Annotated in this window: 6 protein-coding genes; 3 read left to right on the top strand and 3 right to left on the bottom strand. The window is 71.2% G+C overall.

What is annotated here, in order from left to right; all coding sequences use genetic code 11:
- Window positions 1-510 (bottom strand): RNA methyltransferase substrate-binding domain-containing protein (locus D180_RS04155; protein ID WP_304412377.1); only part of this gene is annotated, 510 nt, incomplete at its 3' end.
- Between the two features lie 486 nt (window positions 511-996).
- Between D180_RS04155 and D180_RS04150 the strand changes: the two genes are divergently transcribed.
- On the top strand, window positions 997-2,058 hold the full coding sequence (locus D180_RS04150; RefSeq protein WP_017911797.1) for a hypothetical protein: 1,062 nt from the start codon (window positions 997-999) through the stop codon (window positions 2,056-2,058).
- Between the two features lie 42 nt (window positions 2,059-2,100).
- On the opposite strand, the gene D180_RS04145 is transcribed toward D180_RS04150, so the two are convergent.
- A complete protein-coding gene (locus tag D180_RS04145) occupies window positions 2,101-2,658 on the bottom strand; it encodes a GNAT family protein (RefSeq protein ID WP_043090449.1) in 558 nt (185 codons plus the stop codon).
- A 164-nt stretch (window positions 2,659-2,822) separates the two neighbouring features.
- Here D180_RS04145 and D180_RS04140 point away from each other — a divergent pair, with 164 nt between their 5' ends.
- Both D180_RS04140 and D180_RS04135 read left to right on the top strand, forming a co-directional pair.
- Window positions 2,823-3,566 carry a polysaccharide deacetylase family protein gene (locus D180_RS04140; RefSeq protein WP_010341794.1) on the top strand — a complete coding sequence of 248 codons (744 nt, stop codon included), beginning with the start codon at window positions 2,823-2,825 and terminating at the stop codon, window positions 3,564-3,566.
- Window positions 3,563-4,684 carry a glycosyltransferase family 4 protein gene (locus D180_RS04135; protein WP_017911795.1) on the top strand — a complete coding sequence of 374 codons (1,122 nt, stop codon included), beginning with the start codon at window positions 3,563-3,565 and terminating at the stop codon, window positions 4,682-4,684. Before D180_RS04140 ends, D180_RS04135 begins: the two co-directional genes overlap by 4 nt.
- 24 nt (window positions 4,685-4,708) lie before the next feature.
- On the opposite strand, the gene D180_RS04130 is transcribed toward D180_RS04135, so the two are convergent.
- A complete protein-coding gene (locus tag D180_RS04130; protein WP_043090447.1) occupies window positions 4,709-7,834 on the bottom strand; it encodes an efflux RND transporter permease subunit in 3,126 nt (1,041 codons plus the stop codon).
- Window positions 7,835-7,875 lie beyond the last annotated feature (41 nt).

Below are 7,875 nucleotides of genomic sequence, written 5' to 3'. Positions count from 1 at the left end.
TCGCGCGGCGGCACCGGACAGCGCCAGTGCGGCCTGCTCCGGCAACAGGATCGCGCCCACGCCGAAGTGCGCCGCCGAGCGCAGGATCGCGCCGAAATTGTGCGGATTGCCCACGCCATCCAGCCACAGCGCCAGCGCCGGACCCGGCGCCAGCGCCTGCAGCCAGTCGGCCAGGGCCAGCGGCGCGACGCGCAGCACGTCGGCGACCACGCCCTCGTGGTGGCTGCTGGCGGCGAGCTTGTGCAGATCGGCCTCGTCCACCACGCGGTAGCCGACCCGGTTGGCCACGCACCACTTCAGCAGCGGCTGCAATGCCGGGATCCGCGCCTCGCTCAGGTACAGCTTGCGGATCGCCTCCGGCCGCCGCGCGTACACCGCGCGCACCGCGTTGAGGCCGTAGAGGCGCAGTTCGTTGCGGTTGGTCGCCGCTGCACCCTCACCCCCGGCCCCTCTCCCGGGGGGAGAGGGGGGATTCCCACCGCGTGGGCGGTTGCCCCAGGGCGAGGTCATCGGCGCACGCCCGCGGCGCAGGCGCACCGCGCCGACGCGGCACAGCGGGAACGAAGGGCATGACGCATGGGACTCTCCTGAAAAACGCATGGGGCGCGCGCCCGGGACGGCGCGCTTTGGGGATTTTCGCTCATCCGCGCCCCACTGGCTGCCCCGGCATGACGCAGCGCGGCCCCGAGACTTGTCTACGTCATGCACCGCAAAGCGCAACCCGCATTCCGGCCGCACCGTGAAGTGGTTCGCTCCCGCCTTCCACCGTGCGGAATTCGCGGCAGCGCATGCGCAAATCCGACAAGCCTGGCGTGCGCATCGGGTCCATTGTCGCCGCTCCTTCCGCCACCATGCAGGCGCCATCGACCCACCATCACCGTGCCATTCGCTTCGCAGACGGGATACCTGCGATGGCCTGCGCCGCCGCATCGCGCAGCGCCGTGCTCCGCGGGCTCCCGAGAACGCACTCCGCATTCTCACGACAAGGCGATTCCCATGCACTCCGACATCCGTCCGTTTTCCTCGTCCGCACGCCGCTGCGTGCACGCCGCCCTGCTGCTGATGCTGCCCCTGCTCGGCCTGAGCGCCAGCGCACTGGCCCAGACCGCCGCGCCCGACGCCCGCCTGGCGCGGGTCGGCGCCCTGCCCGCCGCGCACAAGCCCACCAACGTCCCCGACGACTACATCCAGACGCCGTTCGGCTACTTCGCGCCGGCCTGCGTGCGCCAGGTCCATCGCAGCGACCGCGTGCTCGCCAACGGTGCCCTGCAGCATGCCGATGGCGTGCGTGAACAGGCGCAGGCCTGCACCCAGGACAACTTCACCCCCAACGGCACCCGCGTCCACCCCGACGGACGTGGCCTGGACGGCCAGCCGATCCGCGCTGGCGCGGCGCTGCGGGCAGCACGCGCGCACGGCGCGGTGCCGCCGCCGATCACCCACGACTGGGTGCAGTCGGCCATCGACGTGACCGGCAACAAGATGGGGCGCATCGTGGCCAGCTGGACGGTGCCGCAGAACCCGACCAACGTGGCGCAGCAGACGGTGTACTTCTTCCCGGGGATGCAGAGCGACGATCCCACGATCCTGCAACCGGTGCTCGGCTACCGCGGCTACAACGACAGCTGGGACCTGAGCAGTTGGAACTGCTGCCAGGACGGCATGGTGTGGCACAGCGACTTCATCGCGGCCAGGGCCGGCGACCGGATCGTCGGCGACACCTACGCCACCTGCAACAACGGCCTGCCCTGCACGAACTGGAACGTCGACACGCGCAACGTCACCACCGGTCAGAGCGTGCGGCTCAGCACCACCTACGACATCAACTCCGGGACGCACCTGGTGGTGGGCGGCGCGCTGGAAGTCTATGCGGTGGACAGCTGCGACCAGTATCCGCCGGACGGGAGCATCACCTTCGATGCGATCGGCGTCTACGACTACCGCATGCAGAAGGTGGCGTCGCCGGCGTGGGTGTCGTACAGCGACAGCTCGGGCCTGGACGTGCAATGCAACTACGCGGTGGACACCACCGCGACCTCGGCCACCATTTCCTACTGAAGCCGTGGCCCGCGCGCGTCGCTCGCACGGGCGACGCGCGACTCAGGCCGCCGCCCGGGTCCGCGCGAACAGGCGCAAATCGCGCGGTTGTCCATCGCGCAACGACAGTTCGCGGCGCGTACCGATCTCAACGAAGCCGTTCTTCTGCAGCACGCGCGCCGAGCCATGGTTGTCTGGTAGCGTCAACGCCTCGATCCGCTGCAGGCGCAACGCCGGCACCGCCCAGTCCAGGTAGGCGGCGACGATGCGGGTCATCCGGCCCTGGCCCCAGTGCGCGCGGCCAAGCCAGTAGCCGAGCTCGGCCCGCTCCGGCGCCGGCTGCGCCGCTGCATGCAGGCCGATCCCGCCACAGGCCTCGCCGCCGATCTCGATCGCCAGCACCGGGTCGTTCAGGTCGATCACCTGCCCGCCCAGGAAGGCCTCGCCGTCGGCGCGCGTGTAGGGATGCGGAAAGCGCCGGCTGAGCCCGCGCGCCACCTGGGCGTCGTCGGCGTGGCGGACCAGCGCATCCAGGTCCTCGGCACGCCAGCGCCGCAGCACGATGCCGTCCAGATGCAGTTGCAGATCGCGCCAGGGGGCGGCAGCGGCGGTCTCGGACATCGGCGGCTCCTGCGGCAAGGGAAGCGCAGCATAGCCGCCGGCCGCGGCCTGCACGGCGGCGCGATCGTCTACGGCTGAGGGTTTTACCCGACAGACCAGCGAAAGCCAGGCCCGGTAGACTCCCGCGCCGCACCTCGCCCTTCTGTCCCAAGAGCCGTTCCCCGATGCCCTCCGACACCGCCGCCACGGCCCGCATTCCGATCTTCATGTACCACAACGTGGCCGAGGCGCCGCGGCACCTGCAGGTGTACCGCAGCCTGTACGTGAGCCCGGGCCGCTTCGCCCGGCAGATGCGCCTGCTGCAGCGGCTGGGCTACCGCGGCGTGTCCATGTCCGATGCCATGCCGTACCTGCGTGGCGAGCGCCAGGGCAAGGTCGCGGTGGTCACCCTGGACGACGGCTACCTGGACAACCTGCACGCGGCGCTGCCGGTGCTGCAGCGGCTGGGTTTCACCGCCACGGTGTACATGGTCAGCGGCTGCATCGGCCGCCACAACGTGTGGGATGCGCAGAAGCTGGGCATCGAGAAGCCGCTGATGAACCTCGCCGAGCTGCGCCAGTGGCGCGCCGGCGGCATGGAGATCGGCGCGCATACCCGCTCGCACCCGCACCTGACCGGCTGCAGCGATGCGGCGCTGCGCGAGGAGATCGGCGGCTGCAAGCGCGAGCTGGAGGACCTGCTCGGCGAGGCGGTGCCGCAGTTCTGCTACCCCTATGGCGATGTCGACGACCGCGTCGCCGACGTGGTGCGCGAGGCCGGCTACACCGCCGCCACCAGCACCCGCCGCGGCCGCGCCCCGGCCGGCTCGGACCCCATGCGCTACCCGCGCATCCAGGTCGCGCGCCATCACCTGCTGCCGCAGTTCGCGCTGCGCGCCTTCACCGCCTACGAGGACCGGCGCGGATGAAATTCCTGTTCGTCGGCACCAATCCCGAAAACACCGGCGCGGCCACCCATTTCGTGGCGCTGGCGCAGGCGCTGGCCGGCGTCGGCCATCAGGTCGAGGTCATCGCCTGCGAGGGCGGCCTGATCGCCGACGAATTGCGCCGCAGCGGCATCACCGTGCACGTCGGGCACTTCCGCAACGTGCTGGACCCGGACGGCTACCGGCCGCTGCTGCGCGTGGCGCGGCGCAGTCGGCCGGACTGGCTGGTCGGCAACTTCGGCAAGGAATACTGGCCGCTGCTGCTGGCCGGACGCGTGCTGGGCATCCCGGTCACGCTGTTCCGCCACCGCACACCGGCGATGAGTGCGCTGTCCGGCTATGCGATCCCGCGCCTGGCGGCGCGCTTCTTCGCGGTGTCGCACTACGCGCGCCAGGCCTACCTGGAGCGCGGCGTGCCGGAGGCGCTGGTGCAGGTGCTGTACAACCCGGTGACCATGGAGCGGCTGCGCCCGGATCCGGAACGCGGCCGCGCCATCCGCGCCGCCCAGGGCCTGCCCGAGGATGCGATCGTGCTCGGCTACAGCGGGCGCATGCATGCCGGCAAGGGCATCTTCCCGCTGCTGGAAGCCGCTGGGGCGGCGATGGCGGAGGAGCCGCGGCTGCACTGCCTGTGGCTGGGCGACGGCCCGGACGCGACGCAGTTGCAGGCGCAGGCTGCAGCGCAGCCGCACGGCGAGCGCCACCGTTTCGTCGGCTGGGTCAACGACACCACGCCCTACTACAACGCGATGTCGATGCTGGCGTTCCCGTCGCTGGCGCCGGAAACCTTCGGCCGGGTCTCGGTGGAGGCGCAGGCCAGTGGCGTGCCGGTGCTGGCCAGCCACGTCGGCGGCACCGCGGAGACGCTGGACCCCGGGGTCAGCGGCGAACTGCTCACGCCCGGCGACGTGGACGGCTGGCGCGATGCGATCCTGCGCCTGTGCGACAGCGAACGGCGCCAGCGCATGGGCCAGGCCGGGCGCGACTTCGTGCAGCGCCATTTCGGTGGCGCGGTGATCGCCGCGCAGTTCGTACACCTGCTGCAGCAGCCGCGCTGCGCGCCGCAGCCGCTGGCGCCGTCGCGCGTCGATCCGGCCTGAACGCCGCTGCCTGAGCGGCCCGGCTCAGGCGTGGCCGCCGACCGACGGGGTCTGCGCTTCCAGTTGCTGCAGGCGCTGCTGCACCGCGTCCGGCGAGCGCGTGTACGGCGCCAGCAGCGCATAGAAGGCCGGCACCACGAACAGCGACAGCAGCGTGGACACCGACACGCCGAAGATCACCACGATGCCGATGGTGGCGCGGCTGGCCGATCCGGGGCCGCCGGCGACCACCAGCGGGATCGCGCCGACCACGGTGGCCAGCGAGGTCATCAGGATCGGCCGCAGGCGCACCGCCGAGGCCTCTACAATCGCGTCGCGCACGCTGCGCCCGGCATCGCGCAACTGGTTGGCGAACTCGACGATCAGGATGCCGTTCTTGGCCGCCAGCCCGACCAGCATCACGATGCCGATCTGACTGAACAGGTTGAGCGTACCGCCGCTGATCGCCAGGCCGATCAGCGCGCCGAGCACGCCCAGGGGCACGGTCAGCATGATCACCAGCGGGTGGATGAAGCTCTCGAACTGCGCCGCCAGCACCAGATACACGATCAGCAAGGCCAGGGCGAAGGTCAGCAGCACCGCGCCGCCGGCCTTCTGGTACTCGCGCGATTCGCCCTTCCAGTCGAGCTGCGCGTAATCGGGCAGTTCCTCGCGCGCCACCTGCTGCGCCCAGGCAATCGCCTCGCCGAGCGGATAGCCCGGGGCCAGGCCGGCGTTGATGGTGATGGCACGCAGGCGGTTGAAGCGGTGCAGGTTGCCCGGCTCGGCGACTTCGCGCAGGGTCACCAGGTTGGACAGCGGGATCAGCTGGCCGCTGTCGGCGCGTACCCGGATCGCCGCCAGGTCGGCCGGATCGGCGCGGCCGTCGCGACTGGCCTGCAGCATCACGTCGTACTCCTCGCCGTTGTCGACGAAGGTGGTGACCTGGCGCGCGCCCATCAGCGTCTCCAGCGCGCGGCCGATCTCGGTCACCGGCACGCCGAGGTCGGCTGCCCGCTGGCGGTCGATCTCCACGCGCATCTGCGGCCGGGTTTCCTTGTAGTCCGAGTCCGCCCCGACCAGGCCGGGGTTGTCGGCGATGCGCGCGAGCAGGCGGTCGCGCCATTGCGCGATCTCGGCGTAGTCGGGACCGCCGAGCACGATCTGGAACGGTTGCCCGCGACTGTTGACCAGGCCGCCGCCGACCTGGGTGCGCGCACGCACGCCGGGCAAGGCGCGCAACTCTTCCTGCAGCGTCGCGGCGACGTCGGCGGTGGCCACGTCGCGGTCGCTCCAGTCGCGCAGGAACACGCTGACCCGGCCGGTGTGCATCTCCTCGCTGGCGCCGAAACTGCCGGGCACGCGCGGATTGGCGCGCGCGATCGGCTGGCCGTCGCCACGGTGGCGGTCGAGGATGGCCTCGACCTGGTGCATCTGCCCCACCGTGTAGTCGAAGCCGGCGCCTTCCGGCGCATCGATCATCACCTGGAACGAGCCGCGGTCCTCGGCCGGCGCCAGTTCCGAAGGAATCATCCGCGCCAGCAGCGCGCTGGCCGCCAGCGCCGCCAGCATCAGCGCGCCGAACACCCAGGCGCGGCCGACGTGGCGCTCGAGCACGCGCCGATAGCGCGCGCTCAGCCCCTGCAGCCGCGCCTCGACCCAGCCATGCACGCGGTTGGGCTTCTCGCGCGCGTGCGCCTTGAGCAGCTTGGACGACATCATCGGGGTCAGGGTCAGCGCGACGAAGGCGGAGATCGCCACGGCTGCGGCCAGCGCCACCGCCAGTTCGCGGAACAGGCGCCCGGTGTTGCCTTCGAGGAACCCGACCGGCAGGAACACCGCCACCAGCACCGCGGTCGTGGCGATCACCGCGAAGGCGACCTGCGCGGTGCCACGCCGCGCCGCCACCAGCGCCGGTTCGCCCAGGTCGACGCGTCGCTGGATGTTCTCCACCACCACGATCGCATCGTCCACCACCAGGCCGATGCACAGCACCAGGGCAAGCAGCGTCAGCAGGTTGATCGAGAAGCCGAACGCATACAGCGCGATGAACGCGGCCACCAGGCACACCGGCACCGTCACCGCCGGAATCAGCGCCGCGCGCACGCTGCCCAGGAACAGCCAGATCACCACCAGCACCAGCACCACCGCCTCGATCAGGGTGTGGTAGACGCGTTCCACCGAGGCATCGATGAACACGGTGGAATCGAAGGCGACGAAGATCTGCGTGCCCTTGGGCAGGGACTGCTGGATCTGCTGCGCGGCCGCGCGCGCGGCGCGGGCCACATCCAGGCTGTTGGCGGTGGAGGTCTTGACGATGCCCAGGCCTACGTTGGGCACGCCGTTGCTGCGGAAGTAGGCGCGGCGCTCGGCCGAGGCCAGTTCCACCTTGGCCACGTCGCCCAGCCGCACCACGTAGCCGTCGCGGCCCTTGCCGAGCGGAATCGTGGCGAAATCCGCCGGTGCGCGGTAGCTGCGCTCCACGCGCAGGGTGAAGTCGCGGTCGGCCGACTCCAGGCGGCCGGCCGGCAGTTCCACGTTCTCGCGGGCCAGCGCGTTCTCCACGTCGGCCACGGTGAGATCGCGCGCGGCCAACTGGTCGCGGTCCAGCCAGATCCGCATCGCATAGCGCTGGCGCCCGCCCAGGCGCACCTGCGCCACGCCGTCGATGCTGGACAGGCGATCCACCACGTAGCGTTCGGCGTAGTCGGACAGCTGCAGCGCATCCATCGTGCTGGAGCTCATGTTGAGCCACAGGATGGCGTCGGCATCGGCCTCGACCTTGGCGATCTCCGGCGCGTCGGCCTCGTCGGGCAGGCGGTCGAGCACGCGGCTGACCGCGTCGCGCACGTCGTTGGCGGCGGCCTCGATGTCGCGGGTGGCGCGGAACTCGATGCTGATGTCGGCCACGCCGTTGGAACTGCGCGCCTGGATCGTCTCGATGCCTTCGATACCGGCCAGCGCGTCCTCCAGCACCTGGGTGATGCGGCTCTCCACCACCGCCGCCGAGGCGCCGGGGTAGCGCACCTCCACCGACACGATCGGCGGATCGATCGCCGGCAGCTCGCGCAGGGTCAGCCGGCTGTACGCCATTACCCCCAACACCACCAGCAACAGGCTCATCACCGCGGCGAACACCGGCCGGGTGATGGAGACGTCGGACAGCCTCATCGCGCCAGGTCCGCCGCGGCGCTGCCGCTGCGCGCGCCGCA

The sequence above is a fragment of the Xanthomonas sp. SHU 166 genome, from assembly GCF_000364685.1.
In the GTDB taxonomy this organism is placed as follows: Bacteria; Pseudomonadota; Gammaproteobacteria; order Xanthomonadales; family Xanthomonadaceae; genus Xanthomonas_A; species Xanthomonas_A sontii.
Note: the sequence above shows the minus strand (reverse complement) of the source record. Positions and strands in the feature narration are given on the sequence as shown.

Bases quoted from the DNA above. Each gene is read 5' to 3' on its own strand.
- D180_RS04150 (WP_017911797.1), top strand. From the start codon at position 997: ATGCACTCCGACATCCGTCCGTTTTCCTCGTCCGCACGCCGCTGCGTG.
- D180_RS04130 (WP_043090447.1), bottom strand. From the start codon at position 7,834: ATGAGGCTGTCCGACGTCTCCATCACCCGGCCGGTGTTCGCCGCGGTG.
- D180_RS04145 (WP_043090449.1), bottom strand. From the start codon at position 2,658: ATGTCCGAGACCGCCGCTGCCGCCCCCTGGCGCGATCTGCAACTGCAT.
- D180_RS04140 (WP_010341794.1), top strand. From the start codon at position 2,823: ATGCCCTCCGACACCGCCGCCACGGCCCGCATTCCGATCTTCATGTAC.
- D180_RS04135 (WP_017911795.1), top strand. From the start codon at position 3,563: ATGAAATTCCTGTTCGTCGGCACCAATCCCGAAAACACCGGCGCGGCC.